Source organism: Streptomyces sp. NPDC045470 (genome assembly GCF_040646595.1).
In the GTDB taxonomy this organism is placed as follows: Bacteria; Actinomycetota; Actinomycetes; order Streptomycetales; family Streptomycetaceae; genus Streptomyces.
Map to the genome: position 1 here is coordinate 38,044 of NZ_JBEZAN010000024.1, position 23,877 is coordinate 61,920.

Annotated in this window: 27 protein-coding genes and 1 riboswitch; of the genes, 22 read left to right on the forward strand and 5 right to left on the reverse strand. The window is 73.0% G+C overall.

Translation table 11 applies throughout. From position 1 onward, the window contains the following. The first annotated feature begins 1 nt into the window (after nt 1). Both AB0A97_RS36950 and AB0A97_RS36955 read left to right on the forward strand, forming a co-directional pair. The gene (locus AB0A97_RS36950) at nt 2-292 is read left to right on the forward strand and encodes a DUF1416 domain-containing protein (RefSeq protein ID WP_361158917.1); all 291 of its coding nucleotides are present in this window, start codon (nt 2-4) and stop codon (nt 290-292) included. A gap of 112 nt (nt 293-404) precedes the next feature. After that, entirely contained in the window at nt 405-716 is a 312-nt protein-coding gene (locus tag AB0A97_RS36955) for a DUF3099 domain-containing protein (protein ID WP_361158919.1), read from the forward strand. Between the two features lie 81 nt (nt 717-797). Here the strand turns inward: AB0A97_RS36955 and AB0A97_RS36960 are convergent, their stop codons facing one another. Next, a complete protein-coding gene (locus AB0A97_RS36960) occupies nt 798-1,163 on the reverse strand; it encodes a DsrE family protein (RefSeq protein WP_030021046.1) in 366 nt (121 codons plus the stop codon). Between the two features lie 89 nt (nt 1,164-1,252). On the opposite strand from AB0A97_RS36960, the gene AB0A97_RS36965 reads away from it, so the two are divergent. From AB0A97_RS36965 to AB0A97_RS37000, 8 genes are all read left to right on the forward strand, one after another. Beyond that, on the forward strand, nt 1,253-2,581 hold the full coding sequence (locus AB0A97_RS36965; protein WP_361158923.1) for a hypothetical protein: 1,329 nt from the start codon (nt 1,253-1,255) through the stop codon (nt 2,579-2,581). Then, nucleotides 2,578-3,447 carry a hypothetical protein gene (locus AB0A97_RS36970; RefSeq protein WP_361158925.1) on the forward strand — a complete coding sequence of 290 codons (870 nt, stop codon included), beginning with the start codon at nt 2,578-2,580 and terminating at the stop codon, nt 3,445-3,447. The genes AB0A97_RS36965 and AB0A97_RS36970 overlap by 4 nt, the downstream gene beginning before the upstream one ends. 286 nt (nt 3,448-3,733) lie before the next feature. After that, entirely contained in the window at nt 3,734-4,297 is a 564-nt protein-coding gene (locus AB0A97_RS36975) for an FABP family protein (protein WP_030592261.1), read from the forward strand. Continuing rightward, nucleotides 4,293-4,430, forward strand: a riboswitch (cobalamin riboswitch). (Overlaps the previous gene by 5 nt.) 182 nt (nt 4,431-4,612) lie before the next feature. After that, complete coding sequence (locus AB0A97_RS36980) at nt 4,613-5,644, forward strand: iron ABC transporter permease (protein WP_361159066.1); 1,032 nt, start codon at nt 4,613-4,615, stop codon at nt 5,642-5,644. A gap of 85 nt (nt 5,645-5,729) precedes the next feature. Continuing rightward, nucleotides 5,730-6,524, forward strand: a complete 795-nt coding sequence (locus AB0A97_RS36985; protein WP_361158929.1) for an ABC transporter ATP-binding protein — start codon at nt 5,730-5,732, stop codon at nt 6,522-6,524. An 8-nt stretch (nt 6,525-6,532) separates the two neighbouring features. Further along, nucleotides 6,533-7,585, forward strand: a complete 1,053-nt coding sequence (locus tag AB0A97_RS36990; protein ID WP_361158931.1) for an ABC transporter substrate-binding protein — start codon at nt 6,533-6,535, stop codon at nt 7,583-7,585. Between the two features lie 21 nt (nt 7,586-7,606). Continuing rightward, entirely contained in the window at nt 7,607-8,092 is a 486-nt protein-coding gene (locus tag AB0A97_RS36995) for a transcriptional repressor (protein WP_361158934.1), read from the forward strand. Nucleotides 8,093-8,111: 19 nt separating this feature from the next. Further along, a complete protein-coding gene (locus AB0A97_RS37000; RefSeq protein WP_361158937.1) occupies nt 8,112-9,092 on the forward strand; it encodes a folate-binding protein in 981 nt (326 codons plus the stop codon). A gap of 37 nt (nt 9,093-9,129) precedes the next feature. Here the strand turns inward: AB0A97_RS37000 and dtd are convergent, their stop codons facing one another. Then, entirely contained in the window at nt 9,130-9,555 is a 426-nt protein-coding gene (dtd, locus tag AB0A97_RS37005; RefSeq protein ID WP_361158940.1) for a D-aminoacyl-tRNA deacylase, read from the reverse strand. A 183-nt stretch (nt 9,556-9,738) separates the two neighbouring features. Between dtd and AB0A97_RS37010 the strand changes: the two genes are divergently transcribed. The 5 genes from AB0A97_RS37010 (at nt 9,739) to AB0A97_RS37030 (ending at nt 14,175) form a co-directional block, all read left to right on the forward strand. Then, a complete protein-coding gene (locus tag AB0A97_RS37010; protein WP_361158943.1) occupies nt 9,739-10,407 on the forward strand; it encodes an ABC transporter substrate-binding protein in 669 nt (222 codons plus the stop codon). A gap of 55 nt (nt 10,408-10,462) precedes the next feature. Next, a complete protein-coding gene (locus AB0A97_RS37015; RefSeq protein ID WP_361158946.1) occupies nt 10,463-11,443 on the forward strand; it encodes an asparaginase in 981 nt (326 codons plus the stop codon). Nucleotides 11,444-11,584: 141 nt separating this feature from the next. Continuing rightward, nucleotides 11,585-12,826 carry a GNAT family N-acetyltransferase gene (locus AB0A97_RS37020; protein WP_361158948.1) on the forward strand — a complete coding sequence of 414 codons (1,242 nt, stop codon included), beginning with the start codon at nt 11,585-11,587 and terminating at the stop codon, nt 12,824-12,826. Between the two features lie 133 nt (nt 12,827-12,959). Then, the gene (locus AB0A97_RS37025) at nt 12,960-13,391 is read left to right on the forward strand and encodes an ankyrin repeat domain-containing protein (protein WP_361158950.1); all 432 of its coding nucleotides are present in this window, start codon (nt 12,960-12,962) and stop codon (nt 13,389-13,391) included. Between the two features lie 217 nt (nt 13,392-13,608). After that, nucleotides 13,609-14,175, forward strand: coding sequence for an NAD(P)H-dependent oxidoreductase (locus tag AB0A97_RS37030; RefSeq protein WP_361158953.1), 567 nt, complete (start codon nt 13,609-13,611; stop codon nt 14,173-14,175). 143 nt (nt 14,176-14,318) lie between these two features. Here AB0A97_RS37030 and AB0A97_RS37035 read toward each other — a convergent pair whose 3' ends face one another. After that, nucleotides 14,319-14,522, reverse strand: a complete 204-nt coding sequence (locus AB0A97_RS37035; protein WP_361158956.1) for a hypothetical protein — start codon at nt 14,520-14,522, stop codon at nt 14,319-14,321. A gap of 88 nt (nt 14,523-14,610) precedes the next feature. Then, the gene (locus tag AB0A97_RS37040) at nt 14,611-15,996 is read right to left on the reverse strand and encodes a carotenoid oxygenase family protein (protein WP_361158958.1); all 1,386 of its coding nucleotides are present in this window, start codon (nt 15,994-15,996) and stop codon (nt 14,611-14,613) included. A 342-nt stretch (nt 15,997-16,338) separates the two neighbouring features. On the opposite strand from AB0A97_RS37040, the gene AB0A97_RS37045 reads away from it, so the two are divergent. Continuing rightward, entirely contained in the window at nt 16,339-17,217 is an 879-nt protein-coding gene (locus tag AB0A97_RS37045; RefSeq protein WP_361158961.1) for a putative protein N(5)-glutamine methyltransferase, read from the forward strand. Nucleotides 17,218-17,253: 36 nt separating this feature from the next. Here the strand turns inward: AB0A97_RS37045 and AB0A97_RS37050 are convergent, their stop codons facing one another. After that, nucleotides 17,254-17,961 carry a DUF5710 domain-containing protein gene (locus AB0A97_RS37050; protein ID WP_361158964.1) on the reverse strand — a complete coding sequence of 236 codons (708 nt, stop codon included), beginning with the start codon at nt 17,959-17,961 and terminating at the stop codon, nt 17,254-17,256. Nucleotides 17,962-18,134: 173 nt separating this feature from the next. Between AB0A97_RS37050 and AB0A97_RS37055 the strand changes: the two genes are divergently transcribed. From AB0A97_RS37055 to AB0A97_RS37080, 6 genes are all read left to right on the forward strand, one after another. Beyond that, complete coding sequence (locus AB0A97_RS37055; RefSeq protein WP_361158966.1) at nt 18,135-19,043, forward strand: RNA polymerase sigma-70 factor; 909 nt, start codon at nt 18,135-18,137, stop codon at nt 19,041-19,043. Further along, nucleotides 19,031-19,486: an SRPBCC family protein gene (locus AB0A97_RS37060; protein WP_361158968.1), complete on the forward strand. Its 456-nt coding sequence runs from the start codon at nt 19,031-19,033 to the stop codon at nt 19,484-19,486. The genes AB0A97_RS37055 and AB0A97_RS37060 overlap by 13 nt, the downstream gene beginning before the upstream one ends. A gap of 82 nt (nt 19,487-19,568) precedes the next feature. After that, complete coding sequence (locus AB0A97_RS37065; RefSeq protein ID WP_361158971.1) at nt 19,569-20,522, forward strand: aminoglycoside phosphotransferase family protein; 954 nt, start codon at nt 19,569-19,571, stop codon at nt 20,520-20,522. A gap of 340 nt (nt 20,523-20,862) precedes the next feature. Further along, entirely contained in the window at nt 20,863-21,624 is a 762-nt protein-coding gene (locus AB0A97_RS37070) for a TnsA-like heteromeric transposase endonuclease subunit (RefSeq protein WP_361158973.1), read from the forward strand. Further along, nucleotides 21,621-23,195: a hypothetical protein gene (locus AB0A97_RS37075; protein ID WP_361158976.1), complete on the forward strand. Its 1,575-nt coding sequence runs from the start codon at nt 21,621-21,623 to the stop codon at nt 23,193-23,195. Before AB0A97_RS37070 ends, AB0A97_RS37075 begins: the two co-directional genes overlap by 4 nt. Before the next feature lie 18 nt (nt 23,196-23,213). Continuing rightward, nucleotides 23,214-23,876, forward strand: a complete 663-nt coding sequence (locus tag AB0A97_RS37080; protein WP_361158979.1) for a hypothetical protein — start codon at nt 23,214-23,216, stop codon at nt 23,874-23,876. Nucleotide 23,877 lies beyond the last annotated feature (1 nt).

Here is a 23,877-nt window from a genome sequence, read left to right on the forward strand (position 1 = left end):
TATGTGTGGAGCAAAGGCCGGCGGCCCGGACGCTTCGACCGCCAAGCCGGGCGAGACCACGATCCAGGGCAGCGTGACCCGCGACGGCCAGCCCGTCACCGGCTACGTGCGCCTGCTGGACAGCACCGGCGAGTTCACCGCCGAGGTCCCCACCTCGGCGACCGGGCAGTTCCGCTTCTACGCGGCCGAGGGCACCTGGACGCTGCGCGCCCTGGTCCCGGGCGCGACCGCGAAGGACCGTACCGTCGTCGCGCAGCACGGTGGCCTCGCGGAGGTCGCGATCGCCGTCTGACACGGTACGAGTACGTACGGCCGACGGGCCGCACCCCAGGGGGTTGGACGCCTTGGCCGGGGTGCGGCCCGCCGCGCTTCCCAGCCACCCCGGCCGGATCTACGGTGGAACCATGTCCGCGCACCAGCGTCCGCCCGCGCAGCGCCGGCACCGCCGGTACTTCGCCCTGATGGGCGTCTGTCTTGCCCTCTTCGTCCTGGCGTGGGGCGTGGTACGGCTGTGGTCCGTGCCGGCGGCCGTGGCGATGTGCGTGGTCGCCATGGTCATCCCGCCGTTCGCGGCGATCGTCGGCAACCGGCGGGAGCCGGGTGAGCGCTGGTGGGACGAGTCGGGCGACCCGGAGTCGGACCGGTGGTGGCGTGAGATCGACGACCACGGGCCCGGGCCGGGCTCCGGGTCCGGCTCCGGCTCGGGCCGCCGCTGAGCCACGTCCCGGGCCGTCGGCCGGGCGGCGCCCCGGGCAGCCGCCGGGCCGCCGCCCGGACCGCCCCGGGCCGCCGCGCCCTCAGTAGACGAGCGCCTGCACCCCGTCCGGCATGACCTCGCTCACGAAGACCTGCGCCCCGGCGATCCGGGCGCCCTCGATGAGGTCCTTCTCCTCGATGTCCCGGCGGGCCGCGCACTGCGTGCACACGGTGATCGTGCCGCCGCCCGCCACGATCGAGTCGATCAGATCCGGCAGCGGCGCCGCGTGCGGCAGCTCGAACTCCGCCGCGCGCCCCGGCAGCGCGAACCACGCCGACTCCCCGGTCAGCCACAGCGAGACGTGCACCCCGCTGGCCACGGCCACCGCCGCCACCGTGAACGCCTGCGAGCACCGCTCGGGGGCGTCCGCCCCCGCCGTCACCTTGATCACCAGCTTCTTCGCCATACGGCCACTTTAGAACGCTTGCCAACGCAACCATTCGGCCCCGCAGTTGGTCAGTTGTCCGACCAGCACACGATCTTTCTGGGGGCCACGTGCAGCCCGACCGTCCTGACCAGCCACCCCGCCCGGGGTTATGGCGCCGCCTGGCGCACCGTGCGGGCGGTACGCGCCCGCTGATCGCCCTGGGCGCCGCGCTCGGTGTCGTCGGGGGCGTGGCCACGGGCTACGCCGTCCAGTACGGACGGCCGCCGACACCGTTGCCGCCGTTGGCCGCGGGCGTGGCGGCCCAGTCGGCGCAGGGGACCGGGGAAGCGGCGCCACGGCCTGCGGCTGCGCCGTGGTCCGACGGTGATCTGGACGTGCTGCTCGCCCCACGTCCGGCCGGGGCGCGGCCACAGGTCTTCGGCCGTCACCGGCTACGGCTGGACGAGTTCGCCGCGGACTACACCGGGCCCGGCGAACACTTCAAGGCGCTGGTCACGAGCGGCTTCCAACGGGTCGCGCACGACATCTGGGGCCTCGGCGACCTCACCGTCCGGACCGATCTCGTCCAGTTCCGCGACATGTGGGACGCGAGCGCTGCGCGGTATGTGCGGGAGGGGCGGGAGAACAGTTCGACGCGGCACGCGCACGAGGTGAAACTGGCCGGGACCGCCTCCGGCGCGCTGCACGTGGAGGCAGAGGCGCGGGAGTTCCCGGGCAGCGCGCCCCTGTACACCGCCCGCGCGCTGGCCCGGCGTGGCACGGTCGTCATGGACATGACCTTCCAGGACACAAAGCCCCTCGACGAGGCCGCCCTGCGCCCCCTGGCCCAGCGACAACTCGACAATCTCATGAAGGCCCCGGCCCAAGCCCCGCCCCGCACCATGGGCGATCCGCAGGCCACCGGCGCGGGAGCCACCGCGCTCCGCGCCGAGCTGCTGCCCGCCCCGGGAGGGCCCGCGTACGGGCCCGATCCGGGCTCCTTCCGCAACGACAGCACGGTCGGCGCCGAGCAGTCCGAGCTGCTGGCACGGCAGCTGTCCGCCTGGCTGCCCGACGGGCGGCGGGACGCCTTCTTCTCCGCGCTGCGGCGCCGGGGCGTCGTCGAGTCGGCCGTACGCACGTACCGGGCGCCCGGCCAGATCCTGGAGGTGCAGCTCCTGCGCCTGAAGCCGGGCGCCGCCGGCGGCCTCCCCGCCGCCCTCGTGGGCGACGGAGTCCGTACCGGGCCGCGTGCGGCGGACCACCCCGACGCGCGCTGCGTCCTGCCCGCGGAGTCCGGCCCGGAAGGCATGGCAGCGATGCTGTGCGCCGGGGAAGTGCGAGACCGCCTGGTCGTCCTGACCGCCTACGGGCCCGAAGGGCTGGACACCTCGCGCGGGGCCCGGCACCTGTCCCAGCAGCTCCGACGGTCCGGCACGCACGGAGGCACCGCATGACCGACAGCAGCTCACTGACCGTGGACGGCCCCGCCGGCCCGGCGGACCCCGGCACACCGCCTGCCGCCGGCCGCCCGCGCCACCTCCGCCGGTCCCTCCCACGCGTCGCGGCGGCCCTCGTGGTCTGCGGCCTCCTCGGCACCGGCATCGCCTACGGGATCACCGCGGCGGACCGTACCGACCTGCCCGGTCTGGGCACGCCGGGCGACGGCCGCTGGCCGTACCCGGAACAGCACCGGCCACCGCTCCCCCACGGCGCGCCCGCCCCCTTCGCGAAGACGCCCGGCGCCACCGCCGGCGGTCCCTCCGGCGTCCACCACGCCGACCTCGGCGGTCTGCGCCTGACCGCTCCCGAGGGTGCCGCGGTGGACCTCGACAAGACCGGCGGGAAGGACGCGCCGGACACCGCCGCCTTCACCGCGGAGTACGAGGCTCCCTCCGGCGACCTGCTGCGACGGCACCTGGCCGACTACGCCCCGCGCCGTACCGCCTCCCGCGGCTGGACCATGCCGGACGGCACCCGGGCCCGGGTCCACCTGGTCCAGTTCGAGAGCGCGGCGGTGGCCCAGTACTTCCGCCTGACGGTGCTGAACGACTGGAAGGGCACGGTCGTCAACCTGCGGGACGCGCGGACCGTCGTACGGGACGACGGTTACGAGTCGGCCGTGCAGGCGCGGCCGGGCGACGTCCTCGACTCCGCTGTGGAGGTGTACCGGCAGACCGGCTCCGGAGGCGCCCGCTCCGTGCGGTACGCCTACCTGTTCGCCGGCGACACCGTCGCCCTCGTCGTCCACTCCCGCCCCGGCGGCACCGTACCGACGGCCTTCTACCAGACCGTCGCCCTCCAGCAGCAGCTCCTGAGCTGAACCGGCGGCGCCGGGTGTCCCGGGTGCGTCAGGCGCCCGGGGCTCCCGGCGGGACCGACCTCACAGCGCCACCACCGAGCACGCCGACTAGACTCGCTTCCGGTCCGTAACACCTCACTCCGTCCGAGGAGCGCGCTCGTGCTTGAGGCAGTCTTCACCACCCTGCTCGTCCTGGTCGCCGTCGGCGTCGTCGCCTTCGCCGGGCTGACCTGGAAGAAGCTGTACCAGGGCCAGCGCTGAGAACCCCGAACACACCAGACTTCCCCGACACAGATCGCCTGAGCTGATGATCGAGATCCCGTCCGACCTGAACCCGGCCCTCGTGCCCCTCGCCTTCCTGCTCGGCAACTGGGAGGGTGCCGGCGTCGCCGACTTCCCCGGTTCCGAGAAGTGCAACTTCGGCCAGGAGGTCACCTTCACGCACGACGGCCGTGACTTCCTCGAATACACCTCGCACAGCTGGGTGCTCGACGGCGAGGGCAAGAAGGTCGCTCCGCTGGAGACCGAGTCCGGCTACTGGCGCATCGACAAGGACCGCAAGGTCGAGATCGTGATGATCCGCGACGGCGGCGTCGCGGAGGTCTGGTACGGCGAGCTGGCCGACCAGAAGCCGCAGATCGACCTGGCCACCGACGCCGTGGCGCGGACCGCGGCCTCCGGCCCGTACAGCGGCGGCAAGCGCCTGTACGGGTACGTGAACAGCGACCTGATGTGGGTCGGCGAGAAGGCCACCCCCGAGGTGCCGCTGCGTCCGTACATGTCGGCGCACCTGAAGAAGGTCGTCGACCCGCGCGAGTGGGCCAAGGACATCAAGGACCTGCCGGACGACGGCATCGCCTTCTTCAAGTAGACAAGCAGACCTCCACAGGTCGCAGAGCGCCCCGGCGGGGGAAGTCCGGTGAGAGTCCGGCGCTGACCCGCAACGGTGTGCGGAACCGCGTGTTCCGCCAGCCCGATCACCCGCGGGGGCGCCGGTTCCTGATCAACTCGCCGTGGACTGCGAGGGGACACCGCCGCGGGCCTCGCGCCACGCGCCGTCACCCCGGACCGTACGGACGCGGCCCGAGCCGAAGGCGTACGCCCCTTGGCCGCCCCAGCCCGTACCGCCGCCTCCGCCTCCGCACCCGTCGGGCCCGACGGTGACCGGCCCCGTACCGGCTCGCCGCTGCCCACCGTGCCGCTGGCCGCCGGGCTCGCCGTCGTGCTGCTCGCGTCCCTGGTGTGCGGCGTCGGCCTCGGCGCCTCCGGTGTCGGGTGGGGCGAGGTGCTGCGCCACCTCGGCGCCGGGCTGAGCGGCGGGACCATCACCTCCGACGAGGTCTCCGCCTACACCATCGTGTGGGAGCTGCGCTTCCCGCGCACGCTGCTGGCCGCCGTCGTCGGCGCCGGGCTGTCCGCCATCGGCGTGGCCGTCCAGGCCCTGGTGCGCAACGCCCTCGCCGACCCCTTCGTGCTCGGCATCTCCTCCGGCGCCGCGGTCGGCGCCAACGCCGTCCTGCTCTTCGGCTCGCTCGGCGCCCTCGGCGTCTGGGCCCTGTCCACCGCCGCCTTCGGCTCGGCGCTGCTGGCCATGGTGCTGGTCTACGCGGCGGCCCGCAGCGCGCACGGCCTGACCCCGTTGCGCCTGGTCCTGACCGGCTCCGCCATGTACTACGGCTTCTCCGCCCTCTCCACCCTGATGGTCTTCGCCGCCGACCGGGGCGAGGCGGCGCGGTCCGCCATGATGTGGCTGCTCGGCAGCCTCAGCGGGGCGGGCTGGGGCTCGCTGCCGGTCGCCGCGGTGGCGGTGGCCGGGGCGCTGCTGTACCTGATGCTCTCCGCGGGCCGGCTGAACGCGCTGGCCATGGGCGACGAGTCGGCCGCCGCGCTCGGCGTGGACCCCGGGCGGCTGCGCCGGGAGCTGTTCGCGGTCACCGCGGCCGTCACCGGCGCGGTGGTCGCGGTCAGCGGGGCGATCGGCTTCGTGGGGCTGATGGTGCCGCACGTGACGCGGATGCTGGTGGGCGCCGGGCACCGCCGGGTGCTGGCGGTGGCGCCGCTGCTGGGTGCGGTGCTGATGGTGTGGGTGGACATCCTGTCCCGGGTGCTGCTGGCGCCCGTCGAGCTGCCGGTCGGAGTGATCACCGCGGTGCTCGGGGTGCCGGCTTTCGTGCTGCTGATGCGGCGGCGCGGCTACACGTTCGGAGGCGGGGTCTGATGCGGGTCCTGATGCAGTGCCCGGTGCGGGGCCCCATGCGGTGTCCGATGCGGGGCCACGGCGGTACGTACGGAGGCGGTGCCTGATGCGGATCGACATCGACGCGGTGTCCGTGGACGTGGCCGGCGCGCGGCTCGTGCACGACATCACCCTGCACGCGGACAGCGGCCGGGTCGTCGGGCTGGTCGGACCCAACGGCAGCGGCAAGTCCACCCTGCTGCGCTGCGCCTACCGCGCGCTGCGCCCGGCCGCCGGGACGGTACGGCTGGACGGCACCGACCTGCACGCCATGGGCGTACGCGAAGGGGCCCGTCACCTGGCCGCGCTGCCCCAGGAGTCGGCGACCGAGTTCGGGTTCACGGCCGCCGAGGTCGTCGCGATGGGGCGGCTGCCGCACCAGCGCGGGTCGGGGCGGCCGAGCGCCGCCGACCTGCGGGTGTGCGAGGACGCGCTGGACCGTACCGGCGCCGCCCACCTCGCCGGGCGGGCCTTCCTGAGCCTGTCCGGCGGCGAGAAGCAGCGGGTGCTGATCGCCCGCGCGCTGGCCCAGGAGCCGCGGGTGCTGGTGCTGGACGAGCCGACGAACCACCTCGACATCGCGCAGCAGCTCGAGCTGCTGGCGCTGGTCCGGGACAGCGGGCTGACGGTGCTGACCGCGCTGCACGACCTGAACCTGGCGGCCGTGCACTGCGACGAGCTGTACGTCATCTCCGGCGGGCGCATCGTCGCCTCCGGCGCGCCGCACGACGTGCTGGGCCCGGAGCTGCTGGCCGAGGTGTTCGGGGTGCGCGCGCACCGCGTACCGCATCCGGAGACCGGCGTCGTCCAACTGCTGTTCGACCGCCTGCCCGCCCGTACCGACGCACCGACCACCTCATGAGGCCCCCCATGCGTACCCGCCACCGCTCCGCCGCCCTGCTCACCGCCCTCACGCTCGCCGTGCTCACCGGCTGCGGCGCGCACGTCGCCGAGGACGGGAAGAAGGGCGCCGCCCAGGCGTCCGGGCCGGGCGGCGGGTCCGGCCACTACCCGGTCACGATCGAGAACTGCGGGACGCGGACCACGTACGACAAGGCGCCGCGGCGGGTGGTCACCAACGACGTCGGGATCGCCGACATCATGTTCGCGCTCGGCCTGGAGGACCACATGGCCGGGTACGTCATGCCGGAGTACCGGGGCAGGATCGACGCCGTCGCCTGGAAGGACGCGTACGGCAAGGTGCCGTGGCTCTCCAAGAAGACGATCACCAAGGAGATCGCCCTGGACGCCAAGGCCGACCTGGTCTTCGCGGGCTGGAACTACGGCTTCGGCGAGGACAGCGACGTCACCCCGGCCTCCCTGAAGAAGCTCGGCATCGGCAGCTACGTCCTGACCGAGTCGTGCCGCAACGGATCCGACGGCGGCCAGGGCAGCGCACGCGGCGTGATGCCGCCGCTGGACGCGCTCTACACCGACCTGAAGACCCTCGGGAAGATCTTCGACGTCGAGGACCGGGCGGACGCGCTGATCGCCACGTACCGCAAGCAGATCGCCGACGCGCAGGCCAAGGCCCCCAAGGACGGCGCACGGCCCACCGTCTTCCTCTACGACGGCGGCCAGGACAAGCCGATGACCTCCGGCCGCTTCGCCGGGCCGCACGACATCATCACCAAGGCCGGCGGCGACCACGTCATGAAGGACCTCAACGACTCCTGGACCACGGTCGGCTGGGAATCGGTGGTCGAACGCGACCCCGACGTGATCGTCATCAACGACTACGGCACGCCGACCGCCGAACAGAAGAAGGCGTTCCTGAAGTCGTACGGGCCGCTGAAGAACGTCTCGGCGATCAAGAACGACCGCATCTTCGTACTGGACTACGCCGACCTGGTGGAGAGCCCGCGCAACCCGGCAGCCGTCGCCGCGCTCTCCGGTTACCTGCGGAACGTAGGCGGCCACTGAACGTCCTCCTACACTGTCGGTGTGGTGAGCAGCGACTGGCAGAGCGACCTCCGCAAGCGCGGGTACCGGCTGACCCCGCAGCGGCAGCTCGTGCTGGAGGCGGTGGACAAGCTGGAACACGCCACCCCCGACGCCATCCTCACCGAGGTGCGCCGGACGGCGGGCGGCGTGAACATCTCCACCGTCTACCGGACACTGGAGCTGCTGGAGGAGCTGAAGCTGGTCAGCCATGCCCACCTCGGGCACGGCGCGCCCACGTATCACCTCGCGTCCCGGCACCACCACATCCACCTGGTGTGCCGGGACTGCTCGGAAGTGATCGAAGCCGATCTGTCGGTGGCCGCACCGTTCACGGCGACGCTGCGGGAGACGTTCGGCTTCGACACGGACCTGAAGCACTTCGCGATCTTCGGGCGCTGCGCGGCGTGCACCGGCACCGGCACCGGCGCGGCGCGGACACCGGACGGCGGGCCGCCCGCCGAGGGCGGGTCGGGGCCTGTCGCGTAGCCGGTCGTACGCTTGGGGTATGCCGCGCCCACGTGAAGCCAGTCCGCTGCTGTCGCTGCCCGGTGCCGTCCCGGCCGAGGCCCCCGACGAAGGGGTCGCCGCACACTACGGCGACCTGTTCCGCGAACAACGCACCCTCGCGGACGGCCACGGCCTCGTCGACCTCTCGCACCGCGGCGTGGTCACCGTCAGCGGCCCCGAGCGGCTGAGCTGGCTGCACCTGCTGCTGACCCAGCACGTCACCGACCTCGCCCCCGGCCATGCCACCGAGGCCCTGATCCTCTCCGCCAACGGCCACATCGAGCACGCCCTCTACCTCGTCGACGACGGGGAGACGACCTGGCTGCACACCGAGCCGGGCGACGAGGAGGCGCTCATCGCCTACCTGGAGAGCATGAAGTTCTTCTACCGCGTCGAGGTCGCCGACCGTACGGACGACTACGCGGTCGTCCACCTGCCGGCCGGTTCCATCGCCGAGGCGCCGAAGGACGCCGTCGTCCGGGAGACCCCGCACGGCCGGGACCTGTTCCTGCCCCGCGCGGACCTGGCGGCCTTCGCCACGGCCAACGGCCCCGCCGTCGGCACGCTGGCCCTGGAGGCGCTGCGCGTCGAGGCGCACCGGCCACGCCTGGGCCGGGAGACCGACCACCGCACCATCCCGCACGAGCTGGGCTGGATCGGCACCGCCGTGCACCTCCAGAAGGGCTGCTACCGCGGCCAGGAGACGGTGGCCCGCGTCCACAACCTGGGGAAGCCGCCGCGCCGCCTGGTCTTCCTCCACCTGGACGGCAGCGAGGTGCACCTGCCGCCGCACGGCGCGCCCGTACGCCTCGCCGCCGACGGTGCCGACGGGCGCCAGCTCGGCTTCGTCACCACCTCGGCCCGCCACCACGAGCTGGGCCCCATCGCGCTGGCCCTGGTCAAGCGCAACGTGCCCGTCGACGCGCCGCTGCTCGTGGAGAGCACCGCGGCGGCGCAGGAGGTCGTGGTCGAGCCGTAGGGCAGCCGGGAGGGAGCCGCGGCGGTCGAGCCGCGGCTCAGACCTCCAGGAGCACCGTGAACGGGCCGTCGTTGGTCAGCGAGACCTTCATGTCCGCGCCGAAGCGGCCCGTCGCGACCTCCGCGCCCAGCGCGCGGAGCCGCGTGACGACCTCGTCGACGAGGGGTTCGGCCACCGGGCCGGGGGCCGCCGCGTTCCAGGTGGGCCGACGGCCCTTGCGGGCGTCACCGTAGAGAGTGAACTGACTGATCACCAACAGGCCCGCACCCGTGTCCGAGCAGGACTTCTCGCCGTCCAGAATGCGCACCGACCACAGCTTGCGGGCGAGCTGCGCCGCCTTCTCCGGGGTGTCGTCGTGCGTCACTCCGACCAGCACGCACAGCCCTTCCCCGACGATCTCCCCGACCGTCCCGCCGTCCACCTCGACGCGTGCGCCGTCGACCCTCTGCACCACAGCTCGCATACCGCCCATGATGCACGGCACGCCCGGGCCTCCGACAGCCGTACCCTCCCGGGGCCGTTCGGGTGCCATGGCCATGGCTGGCCCTGCGGACGGCCCGCCCGCAGTGGCACGATGCGTGCACGCGGTGCGTCGCGCGGACAACGTGCCCGCACGGCCGCACCGGACGAGGGGACGGAACGACTCATGAGCACTGCCGGTCCCGGGCACACCCCCGGACCCGTACCGATCGCCCGTACGGCGCCGACGGCGGCCCGTACGACCCCGCCGGCCCCGGCACCCGCCGGGCCCGCCCGCACGGAGGACGGCCCCATGTTCCAGGCAGGCACGGCGCCGCACCGGCCACCGCTGCAACGCGACCGCTTCCGCCCGGTCCCGCGGCCCGACCTGCACCGGCTGGGCCTGCCCGACCTGCGCGTCCTGCGGCGCGAGGCGCAGCAGGAGGAGGCCGACCTGAGCTATGTGCGGCGGCTGCTGCAGGGCCGGATCGACATCCTGCGGGCCGAGAGCACCCGCCGTACGGCCCCGCACTCGCCCCTGCTGGACCGGCTGCCGGAGATCCTGACGGACGGGCCGTCCCAGCACCGCTCCTCGGCCCGCCATGTGACGCTCGGGATGCCGCACAGCGAGGAGTACCGCCAGCTCGCGGAGCAGATGCTCGGCGAGGTGGAGCTGTCCGACCTCACGGCCCGCACGGACCAGGAGCTGCACGACGCGATGGGCCGCCTGGTCCGCTACGAGCAGCAGGTCTCCCGGCGGCGCCAGGCGTTGCAGCGCACCGCGGACGATTGCAGTGCCGAGATCGCCCGCAGGTACCGTGAAGGTGAAGCACAAGTAGACGACCTGCTCTCCTGACCCGGCGGCCGCACCGTTCCGGGGGGATCGCGGGTCACTCCCCGGAAGGCCCCCGATGAGCTCCTCCACCGTTACCGAAGGGCCCGCCCTGCCCGGTATGTCCCCTGTCCTCGCCGAGGTCGTGCGTTCCGGCTTCGTCGAGGGCCGGCACCGCGGCTCCCTGGTGGTCCTGGCGGCGGACGGCAGTGTGGAGACCGCGCTCGGCGACATCACCTCCCCGGTCTTCCCGCGCTCCGCCAACAAGCCGATGCAGGCCGCCGCCATCCTGCGGGCGGGCCTGGACCTGTCGGGTGAACGGCTGGCGCTGGCCGCCGCCAGCCACTCCGGCGAAAGCTTTCACCTCGACCTCGTGCAGAAGATGCTCAGCGAGCACGGCCTGGCCCCCGAGCTGGTGCAGACCCCGCCCGACCTGCCGCTGGACCCGGTGGAGGCGGAGACGTACCTGGCGTCCGGGCGGGTGCGCGAGCCGCTGACCATGAACTGCTCCGGCAAGCACACCGCCATGCTGGCCGCCTGCGCCGCCAACGGCTGGCCGCTGGACTCCTACCTCCACCCCGACCACCCGCTCCAGCAACTGGCCCTGGAGACGGTGCGCTCCGCCAGCGGCGAGCGCGTCGAGCACATCGGTACGGACGGCTGCGGCGCGCCGCTGATGGCGATATCGCTGACCGGCCTGGCCCGCTCGTTCCGGCACTTCGTGCTGGCCGACGCCGGCACGCCGGAGCGACGGGTGGCCGACGCGATGCGCGCCCACCCGGAGTACGTGGCGGGCACCCGCCGCCCCGACACCTGGCTGATGCAGGCGCTGCCCGGCGTGCTGTCCAAGATGGGTGCGGAGGCCGTGCAGGCGGTGGCGCTGCCGGACGGGCGAGCGCTGGCGTTCAAGGTCGACGACGGCGCCGGCCGCACGCTCGGCCCGGTGCTCGCCCGGGTGCTGCGCCTGATGGGCGTCGAGTCGCCGGTGCTGGAGCGCATCGAGGAGGTGCCGCTGCTGGGCGGCGCCGAGCGGGTCGGGGAGATACGCGCGGCGTTCTGAGGGGGCGGTGCCGGGCCTTCGAGGGGTGCGGCGCCGGGCTTTTTGGGGCCCGCTTCCGGGGGCGGCGCCCGCCTTCCGGGCGCCCGGCCCGCCCGCGAAAATGCCGCGACGGCGGTACAGCACCGTGGCTACCGTACGGGCATGAGCATCGAGCTGCGCAAGGTCGGCGACGCGGACATCCCCGGTTGGATGCGAGCCGTGACCGTGGGCTTCCTGCGGCCGCCCGAGGTGTCCAAGGAAGAAATCGAGTTCCGCCGCGGCAACTACGTCCCGGACCGCACCCAGGGCGCGTACGAAGACGGCCGCTGGGTCGCCACGTTCCGCAGCTTCCCGCAGGAGCTGACCGTGCCCGGCGGCGCTCGCGTGTCCGCCGACGCCGTCACGTCCGTGACGGTCTCGCCCACCCACCGGCGGCGCGGGCTGCTCACCCGGATGATGACCGACGACCTGCGGGCCGCCAAGGAGCGCGGGGACGCCCTCGCCACACTCATCGCCGCGGAGTACCCGATATACGGGCGGTACGGCTTCGGTCCCACCGCCTGGGCCACCGAGTGGCACATCGACGTGGCACGGGCCGCGCTGGACCCGCGGCACGCGGGCCCGGACGACGGCGGCCGGGTCGACTTCGCCGACGCCGCCGAGGTCCGGGAGATCGGCCCCGCGCTGCACGAACGGTTCCGCGCCGGGCAGCCCGGCGCGGTCGACCTGCCCGCCGTCTGGTGGCAGGTCCAGACGGGCGTCGTCCCGCTGCCGCACGTCCCCGCGAGCCGGCGCTTCCACGCCGTCCACCGGTCCGCGTCCGGCGAGGTCGAGGGCCTGGTCACGTACCGGACGACCGACGTGTGGGAACACCAGATGCCGCAGAACACCCTCACCGTCGACCGCCTGACCGCGACCACCCCGGCCGCCGAGCGGGCCCTGTGGCTGTTCCTGTGCTCGATCGACTGGGTCCTGCACGTCAGGACCGGCCTCCGCCCGCCCGACGACCTGCTGCCGCACCGCCTCGGCGACCCGCGCGCGGCGCGCACGGTGCGGCACTCCGACTACCTGTGGACCCGGCCGCTGGACATTCCCCGGCTGCTGGAGGCGCGTACGTACCCGGTGGCCGGCTCCCTCGTCCTGGAGGTCAGGGACGCAGCGGAACTGGCCGACGGACGCTACCTCCTGGAGGCCGGACCGGACGGCGCCACCTGTACGCGTACGGACCGCGCCGCGGACCTCACCCTGGACGTGGGCGCCTTCGCGTCGCTCTACCTGGGCGACGAGTCCGCGGTACGGCTGGCCGCGCTGGGCCGCGTCGACGAGGAGCGGCCGGGCGCCCTGACGACCGCCGGCCTCCTGCTGCGCACGGCACGCCGGCCGTGGTGCCCGGACGAGTTCTGAGGTACCCGGGCAGAGCCCCGGCGCGCGCCGGGGCCGCCCGGCAGGTGTGCTGAATAGGGTGGCGGGGACAAGTAAAGGCCCAGGCGGGAGTTGCAGGACACCGCCGCACCACCCGAGCAGGAGGCCGGCGACCATGAGTGACGCGAACACGGAGCCGCAGAGTCCCGACACGACCGAGCACGCGCACGACCCCGAGGTGCTGCAGCTCGCGGGCAAGGTCTTCGATCTGGCACGGCACGGTGACACCGGCACCCTCGCCGCGTACGTGGACGCCGGCGTGCCCGCCAACCTCACCAACGACAAGGGCGACACCCTGGTGATGCTCGCCGCCTACCACGGCCACGCCGACGCGGTGGCGGCCCTGCTGGAGCGCGGCGCCGACCCGGACCGCGCCAACGACCGGGGCCAGACGCCGCTGGCCGGCGCCGTCTTCAAGGGCGAGGACGCGATCGTCCGCCTCCTGGTGGCGCACGGCGCCGACCCGGCCGCGGGCACGCCGTCGGCGGTGGAGACGGCCCGGATGTTCCAGAAGACGGACCTGCTCACGCTCTTCGGGGCGGAGTGACGCGGGTGGAGTGACGCGGGCGGAATGACGCGGGGCGGCCGGTGCGCGGACGGCCGCCGGGAGGGCCGGGGCCGCCGGGAGGACCGGGGCGGCCGCCGGGCGCGATGGCGCGGGTGAGCCCAGGGCCAGGCATTGACATCAACTTTGGTTGAGGTTTTAGCGTCTGGTCCCGGAGCCGACCACCGGCTCCGCTCCACCGCTTTCAGGAGGACCCGCCATGCCCGAGCGCCCCTTCACCCTCGCCGTCATCGTCGCCAGCACCCGCGAGGGCCGGTTCGCACCCGTCGTCGCGAACTGGTTCACCGCACACGCCGGCCGCCGCGACGACGTCGTCGTCGACGTGCTCGACCTCGCCGACATCGGCCCGTACGAACTGCGGTACGGCAGCGAGGAGATGGCGTCCTACGCCAAGCGCGTCGGCGCCGCGGACGCCTTCGTCGTCATCACCCCCGAGTACAACCACTCCTTCCCCGCCCCGCTCAAGCACGCCGTGGACCTGCTGCACCAGGAGTGGCAGGCCAAGCCGGTCGGCTTCGTCTCGTACGGCGGCATCTCCGGCGGCCTGCGCGCCGTCGAGCAACTGCGTCTGGTGTTCGCCGAGTTGCACGCGACGACGGTGCGCGAGACGGTCAGCTTCCCGATGGCCGGCAGCCTCTTCGACGACGACGGGACGCTGCGCGAGCCCCTGGACGCCGACCGGGCCGCCACCGTGCTGCTGGACCAACTGGCCTGGTGGGCCCAGGCCCTGCGAGAGGCCCGGGAGGCCCGCCCGTACGGAGGGTGAGAACAGGCGCCCGGCCCCGCCCTTCGCGCTCGGCACGCACCCGCACGGGGGTCGGGCACGCGCTTGAGCGCGAAGGCCGGAGGGCTCCCGTCCCCCGTACGGGAGCCCTCCGGCCCGGCGCCCTCACCCCGCCCGGCACTCGCTCACGCTCTCTCCTCCCCGTACCGCTCCCGGGCGGCCGCCAGCGACCGCTCGAAGCCGCGCTGCGTGGCGTCGCACCAGTGCATCAGGTCGGCCAGCACCCGCTGGAGTGTCTCGCTCGGGCTCGCCCGCCAGCCCTGCCCGGAGAGCGTGTACGTCTCCAGCGCCGCCCCCGCGCGCGCCACCCGCTCGTCGTTCCCGGTCATACCGCGCCCCTTTCCGTCGCCGTCGCGATCCAGCGTACCAATGCAACCGCATCGAAAAAACCACGGCAACCTGATTCCGCCCCACCCCTCACTCCCGGTCCGGTATCCACGCCCCGTGGAAACCGACCGGCACCCGCACCGGCAGATGCACCCGCGCGACCGCCTCCCCCGTGAAGTCCCCCGCGTCGAGGATGACGAGGTCCGTGGCATCGCGGTCCGGGTCGAACACGTACGCCATCAGCCAGCCCTCGTCCTCGGCGGTGTCCGGACCGGCGGGCACGAACACGGCCTCCCCCACGCCGCCCTGCGGCGCGAAGCGGCGCACCTCGCTGGTGCCGCGCTCCAGGTCGTACTTCACCAGGCCCGCCCCCACCCGCTCGATTCCCGGGAAGTGCGCCACCCGCACGTCCGCCGCCCCGGACTCCAGCACCGTGTACCCGTACCGGTGCGGCAGCGTGAGCCGCCGGGGGTCCACCCGCGGCAGCTCCACCGGCCGGTCGTCCACCCGCGCACGCCGCACCCGGCCCGCCCGGAGGTCCACCGTCCAGCGCTCCAGCACGGGCGGCGACCCGTCGGGTCCCGTGCGCCCCTTCGCGAACAGCCGGTCGTAGCGCACCAGATGGACGACGATCAGGCCGCTGCCGTCCGCCGTCTCGTACGCGTTCATCGGATGGAAGACGAAGCACGGGTCGATCTCCAGCCACCGCACGTCCGACGCCGTGCCCTCCCGCGGCAGCACACCCAGCCGGGCCGGACGCCCCGGCTCCCACACGTACGGGAAGGAGGGCCCGATGCCCACCCCGCCCGGGTTGAAGACCACCGGCAGGTCGTAGAGCAGCACATGCCGCTCGGTCAGCGAGAAGTCGTGCATCATCGGCCGGCCGTCGACCGGAACGTCCACACGCCGCCGGATCCGGCCGTCCGTCCCCGCGACCAGGTACTGCACGTACGGCCAGGCCCAGCAGTACGCCACACAGTGCAGTTCGTCGGTGTCCGGGTCGACGGTGGTGTGCGCGGCGAGCCCGCCCGGCAGCGTCCCGGCGAAGTCGAAGGGACCCACCGTGTCCAGGTCGCCGTCCAGCTCGTACGGCAGCGCGCCGCCCTCGACCAGCGCGAGGAGGCGTCCGGCGAAGCGCGTGACGTGGGTGTTCGGGGCGAAGTCCATGTCCAGGTGGCGCGGCCCGTGCAGGATCTTCTCGCCCAGCCGCAGCGCCATCGCGTCGGACCGCACCCAGCGGCTGCGGTACCACTCGGCCCGGCCGCCACGCAGCCGCAGGCCGTGCAGCATCCCGTCACCGCTGAACCAGTGGTACGCCGCCGGGTCGTCCACCCCCAGCGGATTGGGCCCGTTGCGCACGTAGCGCCCGTCCAGCTCCTCCGGGACCCGGCCGGTCACGGCCAGCTCGTACGCGGTGGTCTCCTCCCGTACCGGGGCGAACAGCCCCCGCATGTACGGATTTCCGGCACCCGCCATAGCCGCCCGCCTTCCCGGCCCCGCCCCGTGGTGACCCCCCGGTCACCACCTCCCGCGGTGGCACCCCGCCTCCACACTCCAGCCCCGGCACCGCCACGTCGAGACCGGCGGCAGCGCGACGGGCGCGAAAGGCGCCACGCGCGCCCCGGGCGGCGCACCGCCGCTCCTGCCCCTCTCCCCCGGCTTCGGGTAAGGTGACCAGCCCACACACAGTGGACGACCGAGGAGGTGAGACCCATTACCGCTGTCCAGGCCGGGTGCTCTCACCTCACGGCTGTACGGTCCCTCCGAGGCAGGTGACCGCGAGAGCGCCCTTCGGTACCCCGAAAGGCTCGAACGCGTATGTCACTTCCGCTGCCCGCCACCACCGCCGCCCCGTCCCCCGCCGGACTCGTCACCAGACTCCGCGCGGCCGGCTGCGTCTTCGCCGAGGACGAGGCACGGCTCCTCGTCTCCACGGCCCGCACCCCGTCCGACCTCATCGCCATGACGGCCCGCCGTATCGCCGGATTCCCCCTGGAACAGGTCCTCGGCTGGGCCGAGTTCTGCGGCCTGCGGATCGCCGTCGACCCCGGTGTCTTCGTCCCCCGCCGCCGCACCGAATTCCTCGTCGGCCAGGCCGCCGCGCTCGTCCGGGCCCGGGACACGGCCGGGCCACGGCCCGTCGTCGTCGACCTGTGCTGCGGTACGGGCGCGGTCGGCGCGGCACTGGCCGCGGCCGTGAACGGGCCCGCACCGGGCCCCCCGGGCGCCGCCCCTTCCTCGGCGCCGCCCCGCATCGACCTGCACGCCACCGACATCGAACCCGCCGCCGTACGGTGCGCCCGCCGCAACATCCGCCCCGGCACCGGCCAGGTGTACGAAGGCGACCTGTACGCCCCGCTGCCGCCCGCCCTGCGCGGCCGCGTCGACCTCCTCGTCGTCAACGCCCCCTACGTACCGACCGACGCGATCGGCCTGCTGCCCCCGGAAGCCCGCGACCACGAACCCCGCGTGGCGCTGGACGGCGGCACGGACGGCCTCGACGTACAGCGCCGGGTCGCGGCCGACGCGCTCCGGTGGCTCGCCCCCGGCGGCCATCTGCTGATCGAGACCAGCGAACGCCAGGCACCGCACACCCTCGATGCCTTCCGCCGCGGCGGCCTCGTCACCCGGCTGGCGACCGACGACGACCTGGGCGCGACCGTCGCGATCGGCACCAGCCCGGCCGGGGCGCCGTGACGGTCTGAGGCGCGGACGGCGCAGCCACCGCGGGCCCTACCGCCGCCGCTCCCTCCGGAGCGTCTCCTCGGCGGTACGGGCCCGCTCCCCCGCCCCCGGCGGCGGGGCGAGGGTGATCCCGGCCCGCGTGAGGATGCCCAGGTCCAGCTCCCACGTCACCCGGGACCGCCGCTCCCACACGTCGAACGCGTCCCTGACGTGCTGCCGGGCCGCGCCCCCGGCCATCCCGGTGACCTTGACCAGGTGCGCGAACGCCTGCGCCTCCAGGCCGCGCACCTGCGCGTACCCGAAGTGGGTGACCGTGTGGCAGTCGGTGCACAGACAGACGAGCCGCCCGAGGGTCTGCACCCGGGCGGCGTCGTCGAAGACCCACCGCTCGTGCGCCTCCAGCCAGCGCTTGGCGTCCCGGTCCTCCGCGGCGCCGCATATCTCGCAGCGGCGCCCGGCCCGGCGGGTGATCGTACGGCGCAGCCGCTCCCAGTCCTTGGCGGCCACGCACGACCGCACGTTGGTGAACCAGCAACCGCGCGGCACCAGATCGACGAAGAGGCCGCTGCCGAGCCCGCGGTCCTCACCGGGCAGCAGGTCGGGCACGTCCGGCGCCGCCGCCCAGCGCCGCAGCGCCTCCGTCCCGGCCCGGGGCGCGTACCACCGCTTGGCCGCCGGGTCCCAGCGCGCGCCGCCCTTCTTGGCCTCGTCCTTCTCCACGAACGGCACGTCCAGCCAGAACCGTTCGTCAGCCATCGCGGCCCCCTTCGACCGGTCACCACGTCCGGCGGCATCCTGCCCACGGTGTGAGCCGAACCACACCGCCGGAGTGTCACGCTTCTCCGACGCGACGTGTCTCCATGACACCCGAGGAGAGGAACCGGACGCCATGCCCAGGTGCCAGGACCCGCGCGGAGCGGCGGTGAACCATGCCTGAGGAGACCTGCACGGACGCCTTCACCGAACACCGCTCCCTGCTGTTCACCATCGCCTACGAGATGCTGGGCAGCGCCGCCGACGCCGAGGACGTCCTCCAGGAGAGCTACCTGCGGTGGCGCGCGGTCGATCCGGCCACGGTCGGCCGTCCGCGCGCCTACCTGGTCCGTACGGTGACCCGGCAGGCCCTCAACCACCTGCGCGCGGCCAAGGCGCGGCGCGAGGACTACGTCGGCATGTGGCTGCCCGAGCCGATCCGTACGGCGCCCGGGGTGAGCGAGGACGTGATCCTGGCCGAGTCCGTCTCGATGGCCATGATGCTCGTCCTGGAGACGCTGAACCCGACCGAGCGCGCGGTGTTCGTGCTGCACGAGGTGTTCGGCTACACCCACGGCGAGATCGCCGCCTCGATCGGCCGGACCGAGGTCTCCGTACGCCAGACCGCCCACCGCGCCCGCCGGCACGTCCACGCGCGGCGCCGGCGTTTCGAACCCGTCTCGGACGCCACCGCGGAGATCGTCCGGCGCTTCCTGGCCGCGGCCGCCACCGGCGAGATCCAGCCGCTGATGGACCTGCTGGCACCCGACGTCGTGGTGATCTCCGACGGCGGTGGGAAGGCGGCCGCCGTCCGCCGCCCGGTCACCGGCCGCACCGAGGTCGCGCGGTTCGTGCTCGGCGTGTACCGCGGCGGCACCGCCACCGCCCGCGTCGAGCCCGCCACGTACAACGGCATGCCCGCGGCGCGGTTCGTGACGGACGACGGCCTCGACTGGCTGGTCGCCTTCGAGGTACGCGACGGACGGATCACCGGTCTCTACGGCGTACGCAACCCGGACAAGCTGCACCACGCCGAAGCGGTGCGCACACTCGACAGAGGAGGACCCCAGCCATGGAAACCATGACCGTGGAGCGCGTCATCGACGCCCCGATCGCGACGGTGTTCGCCTGGCTCACCACGACCACCCACTACACCCGCTCGCCCCTGGTGGTGCGCTGCCGCCTGACCCGGCACGGGGAGGGCGCGCCCTACGGCGTCGGCGCCGTCCGCAGCCACCTCTGGCTGATCGGCTGGTTCCGCGAACGCATCACCCACTACGACCCGCCGTACGCCACCGAGTACGTCGTCGAACGCAGCCTGCCGCCGTCCCGGCACGAACTCGGCCGTATGACGTTCACCGAGGCCCCCGAAGGCGGCACCCACGTCCGCTGGACCACCCGCGCCGAGATCCCCGTCCCCCTCCTCGGCGGCTTCCTCACCCGCCACGTCGCCCGCCCGATCATCACCCGCACCTTCGGCAACATCCTCGCCGCCGCGGACACGGCTCTGTCCGGGGCCCGCCGCTGACCAGCCGCCGGACGCCCACGCGCTGCCGGCGGCACCCGGAAACCACTGGCCCGCACCGCCGCCCGCATGATGACGTGGCACGGTGACCGACCCCGATGAGGCGGCAACGCGCCGACCGAAGACACTGGCTTGGGCGAACCGGCACCTGGAGCCCGGCGAACGGATCGTCGGCACCAGGCGCCTGCACGGCGGCATCACCGCGGAAATACGGCGGCTGACCATCGCCGCGCGGGACGGCGGCACCCGCGCCCTGGTGCTGCGCACCTTCGTCGGCGTGGAGCAGGCCGAGGACTGGCTGGCCAGGGAATCCGGCGCCCTGACCCAGCTCACCGACACCGACGTCCCGGCCCCTGAACTCGTCGCGGTCGACCCGACCGCCGCGCACTGCGAGTACCCGTCACTCCTCATGACCCACGTGACGGGACGCACGGTCCTCGACAACGACGGACTGGAGACGCGCCTCCCCCAGCTCGCCCGCCAGCTCGTGGCGATCCACGCCCTGCGCCCCGCCGTGCGGCCCCGGGAGTACGTGGCGCTGACGACCGCCGAAACCGTCGTGGTCCCGACAGGCGCCGACGCGACGGCATGGGCGGCCGCGACCGACGTGATCCGCAACCCCCCGCCGTCCTACGAAGGACGCTTCCTGCACCGCGACTTCCAGCCCGGCAACATCCTGTTCGATGCACCCCCCTCAAGCCCGGCGAGCGCCCGGCTCACCGGCGTCGTCGACTGGGCCACCACCTCCTGGGGCCCGGCAGACCTCGATGTGGCGCACTGCTCCGCCGTCCTCGCACTGCTGCACGGCCCGGCATGGGGCCTGCGGTTCACCGAAGCCTACGAGGAGGCCGGCGGCGTACTGGCCGCGACCGCGAGCGAACGGCTGTACTGGCAGGTGCGGGACGCGCTGGCGTCCTCGGAAGAACTGCCGTCCGTGGCCCAGCCCTGGCAGGAGGCCGGCCGGACAGACCTGACAACACGAGCGCTGGAGGAGCGGCTGGATGCCTATGTCACCGCCCTGATGAAAGGGGCGGGGTGAGCGGTGCGGTCCGGGGGCACCCGAGAGGGGGCGGGACACGTGGCAATCGGCTGAGACTGAGCAGGCTAGGTGTCGTCATCCCGCCGTGCCGACCTGGTGTTTCTTGAGGTTCTGAGCACGACATCTGTCGTCAGATTCGCATGTTTCTTGACGTGTTCCGTGCTTTTTGCAGGCAAGTTGTCGCCAACTCCTAAGGGCGCCTGTCCGCAGGGAGGCGCGTCGCTTACCTGGGGACATGAACGAAACGCAGGCTGGCGGAGGGACGGTCGGCCGCCCTGGGACATCGTCGTACGCGGATGGACCGTTGTGGTCGCACCGGTGTACGTGGACGGATCTGCTGGTGCCCGTCTCGCTGGACGCGGGGCGGGGCCGCCTGGACCTGTCTGACGGCTGGGCTGAGCGGTGGACCGCGACGTGGAAGTACGCCGGGGACGAGGTGACGAGCCCGGTCCGGCATCTGGGGCAGGCCCCGGTGGACAGCCGTGTCCCGATGCGGGGGTTCACCTGGCGGCGCGAGCAACGGCACCGGCCCGGTCTGGAGTCGTTGCTGTCGACCGGGCGGCTGCACGGGTTCGAGAGCCTCGAGGAGGACCAGCTCCTGGTCGCCTTGGACTTTGCCGGTGATCTGGTCGAGGTGCTGTCGCAGCCGCTGCGGATCCGGTTCCGTACGGTGGAGGGGTGGCGTAAGCACACACCGGACTTCCTCGCGGTCACGCGGACGGGGACCTGGCTGATCGACGTTCGGCCCAGGGAGTTGATCGGGCCCGAAGACCTGGAGTCCTTCGCGGCGGCCGAGGAAGTGGCGCTCGTCTGCGGCTGGCACTACGCGGTGGCGGCCCAGTGGCGTCCGCATGTGCGGTCCACGCTCAGCGCGATGTACGGGAAGCGTCGTCCGACGCGTGACGTGCTCGGTGTTGAAGGTGACCTGCTCGCTGATGCTGAAAAGGGCGTGACGTTCGGGGAGTTAGCGGCCGCGCAGACGTACTGGCCGGTGGTGCGGGCCCGGCTGCTGCACCTGCTGTGGCATCGCAGGCTCGGTGTCGACCTCTCGCAGCCGTTGACGGACGGGTCACGGGTGGTGCCGGCGGGAGGCGCGCTGTGATCGAGGCGGCCGCGCTGGACCTCTCGCCCGGAGCGGGCGTGGTGCTCGATGACGTGGAGTGGCTGGTGGAGCGGCAGGAGCCGCACCTGGGGCGGGTCCACCTGGTGGGGGTGGACGGAGAGCGGCAGCAGGTGAGCTTCCGGTTCCTGGTCAATCACCCGCAGTGCCGGCCGTCGTCGCGTACGGCGGCGGAGGGTGCGAACCGCGTGCGCCAGCCGTCGTCGTGGTGTGACGTGAAGCCGGAGAAGCGCCCCTTGATGGAACAGCGCTTCGCTCACCTGATGGAGGTGAACTGTGGTTTCCGCAGCGGTGTTCCGTACCGTTCCGAGCCGGGGGAGCCGCGCCCCGAGTACGACCCGGACCGCACGACGCTGACCGAACGGAGGGAGGCGAAGGCCGCCGAGTTGTCGGCGTTGCGGCCCGAGGAGGCCAAGCTGCTCCTGGGGGTGGCCCATGTCGGGGCGCGCACGCTGGAGCGGTGGGAGCGTCGGCGCAGGCGGTACGGCATCGTGGGGTGCGCCGATCACCGGTGGCTGCGGGAGAGCGGGGGACACCCGAGCATTTCCGAAGAGGTCCGTGAGGCGATCTTCGCGGTGAGGCAGGAGACGCTGCACCGGTCCCGGGTGAGTGGCCGCACTCGCGAGAACATGATCCAGCGCTATGTGCGCGAGACCTTCGAGGACGAGGAGATCGAGGTCCCCGGCTATCACACGCTGCTGCGGGTGTGGAAGGAGTGGTTCGGTCCCGGCGGTGCCCGGCAGAAGTACGAGCGGTCGGCCGAACTGCCCGCCAAGAACGGGCATGTGTTGGTGACAAGGCCGGGCCAGGTCGTTGCGCTGGACACGACGGTCCTGCCGGTGAAGGTCCGCGAGAACGTCTTCGGTGATCCGGTCGATGTGCACCTGACCCTGGCGCTGGATGTCTACACCCACTCCATCTGCGCGTTCCGCCTCACGCTGGTGTCGGACTCGTCGGTGGACGTCGCGATGGTTCTGCGCGACGTCATGCTGCCTCTGCCGATGCGTAAGGAGTGGGACGAGGACATGGAGTGGCCCTACCCGGGGCTGCCGGCCGCGGTGGTCGCCGAGTTCGCCGGGCACAAGGTGGCCGGTCTGCCGTTCCTCAAGCCCGAGACCATCACCTCCGACCACGGTTCGGTCTACCGCAATCACCACCTGGTGGATGTCCAGGAGGCGATGGGCTGCCGGATCCTGCCCGCTCGCGTGCTGCGGCCGCAGGACAAGAGCTTGGTGGAGCGGGTGTTCGGCAGTATCCGCTCGCTGCTGTTCGAGAAACTGCGCGGCTACAAGGGAGTTGATGTCGCCGACCGCGGGGCCGATCCCGAGGGCGATGCCGTGCTGACCATTGCCGAGATGGAGCACGTCATCGCGACCTGGGTCGTGAAGGTGTGGCAGAACCGCAGTCTGGGCAAGTTCGCGCCCAGCTGGGATCCGGGTGGCGACCACAGTCCCAACTCCCTGTTCGCGGCCTCCTTCGCTCAGGAAGGCTTCGACCTGGACATCCCGTCACCGGAGTCGTACTACCGCCACCTGCCAGCCCACCATGTGTAGCGGATCTACCGCCGGGGCGTGAAGGTCAAGGGACTCTGGTACGACGCCGACGTTCTGCACCGTCTCGACGAGCCCCTCACCCGGGGCGGCCGGTACAAGCAGCAGTGGGTCATCCACCGCGAACCCCGCGACCGGCGTGAGGTGTTCTTCCAGGACCCCGGCACGCACGAGTGGCATGCCCTGCGCTGGACGGGCCTGCCGCCCGAGGGCGAGATCCCGGCGTTCGGTGACGCCCGTGTCGAGGAACTTCTCACCCGGGTACGGCAGGCCGGGCTCAAACCGCGCTCGGACAGCGACCTCGCCCCGATCCTGCTGGAGATGATCGGGGCCGTCGACCCGGTCAAGCACTGGCCGTCGAAGATGACCAAGTCCCAGCGCGTACAGCACGCCCGGGAGATCACCCAGGCCCGGGCCGCCGCTGCCGACCGGCCTCCAGCACCGCCCGGCAGCCCTGCGTTGTCCGCGATCAGCACGCCCGTGGCGGAGCCGTCGTGGCAAGGGAGGGCGAAGGAGGCCGCCCGAAGCCTCGATGCCCATCGGCGCCGCCGACGGGAGGACGCCATGACAACGCAGCCCTCGGACCCTCCGCCACTCGGTACGAGCCGCCGTGGCCGCAACTTGTTCGTCCTGGCCGACGACGAACCCGCAGACCAGACCCCGCAGTCGGCAGATGAGGAGTGAG